Genomic DNA, 1476 nt, shown 5'->3' with positions numbered 1-1476 from the left:
TTTCGAGTGATCGATAGTCTTTGCTTGATAAAAAATATGGTAGATCATGGTTCAGCTTTTGCGATTGTAGGAAACCATGAGCTCAATGTTTTGGCCTATTATACAAAAGATGACGAGGGGATTCCTTTGCGTGAACACAGCTTGAGAAATAAGGCTCAAATTAGAAGAACTTATCTGGAATTTCAGGCTAATAAAGAGGCAAAGAAAATCTACTTAAAGTGGTTGAGGACTTTACCTTTGTTTCTTGAGTTTGATGGCTTTAGAGTCATTCATGCGTGTTGGGATCAAGAAGCTGTTAACTTAATTAAAACAAAACATCCTGAAAATAGGCTTAATAAGAAGTTCCTTCGGAAAATATATGCCACTAAAGGAAAGATGTACGATGCTTGTATGCTTATACTTAAGGGAAGAGAGTTTGCCTTACCCAACGATCTGGTTATAAAAGACAGTTATGGTATTAAACGCAATATGTTTCGAATAAAATGGTGGAATAAGATGGAAGGGGAGAGTTTCAGTTCTCTAGCATTTGGTAACAGATTTAAACTACCTAATTATACAATACCCCCTGAACTTTGTGAGGAGATTGTACCCTATTCTGAGCAAGAATTGCCCGTGTTTTTCGGACATTATTGTTTGAATGGACAGGCTGGTGTTGTAAGAGAAAATTTATGTTGTGTAGATGCTTGTGTTGCTAATGGGGGGCATCTGGTTGCATACCGATGGGATGGTAATAGAGTGTTAAAGCAAGAAAATATAGTAGAAGTGTAAAGAGCTAAACAAATAACTCTTTACACTATTGTTTTAGAAGGTAAAAGCAAAATCTAGGCTAACTAACCAAGCACTTAATCCGTCGCTTCTATCGTAATAGGCGGTTCTTAAACCAATACTTTTGAACTGAGCCTGCTTATTTTTCCTGAAGGGAGATTTAAAATTCCCAACTCCCATTACAGGAGAATATTGCAAGCCCAAACCTATTTTAGTGCTACTTAAGTCTGATAAGTCGTAATCAGATGTGTAGAAATCAGGTCTTTGTGTGTTGCTAGCTTGTCCAAATTCGTAGAAATTATCAGCAGCCGTTTGCGTGTGATATCTGAAAAATGGAGAAGCGATTAAACTAGGCGAAACTTGCATAGGCAGTTCTATACTTGCTGTATGTGCTGTAATACCCCAACTGTCGGTATAATAACGATAGAAGGTTCTTACTCGCATGAAATCGTTAAAATAATAATTCCAACGCATTGAAATTGGAATCTTCAGCCGATTATCATCTAGCATCTCAATATGACTTAGTTTTCCTAGCTCGGTCTTATTATTTTCAACAGCAATAGCATCATCGAAAAAGACGCGATGGAATGGTGTGCTAAGAAGACCAGACTGTGACACAACTTCTAGGGAGAACAAGGCTTGTAGGCGTTTGTTAATCACCTGTGAGTAGGATAAGCCCAGCTTCATTGTAGAACGTTTGTCATCTTTAAG

Annotated in this window: 2 protein-coding genes; one reads left to right on the top strand and one right to left on the bottom strand. The window is 37.7% G+C overall.

What is annotated here, in order from left to right:
- A partial coding sequence (locus tag ABY905_RS17290) for a metallophosphoesterase (RefSeq protein ID WP_372646151.1) occupies window positions 1–768 on the top strand: 768 nt, incomplete at its 5' end.
- A gap of 33 nt (window positions 769–801) precedes the next feature.
- Here the strand turns inward: ABY905_RS17290 and ABY905_RS17285 are convergent.
- Window positions 802–1476 (bottom strand): DUF3570 domain-containing protein (locus tag ABY905_RS17285; protein ID WP_372646149.1); only part of this gene is annotated, 675 nt, incomplete at its 5' end.

The sequence above is a fragment of the Ancylomarina sp. genome, from assembly GCF_041555295.1.
GTDB lineage: Bacteria > Bacteroidota > Bacteroidia > Bacteroidales > Marinifilaceae > Ancylomarina.
This window is presented reverse-complemented; position numbering and strand designations above follow the sequence as displayed.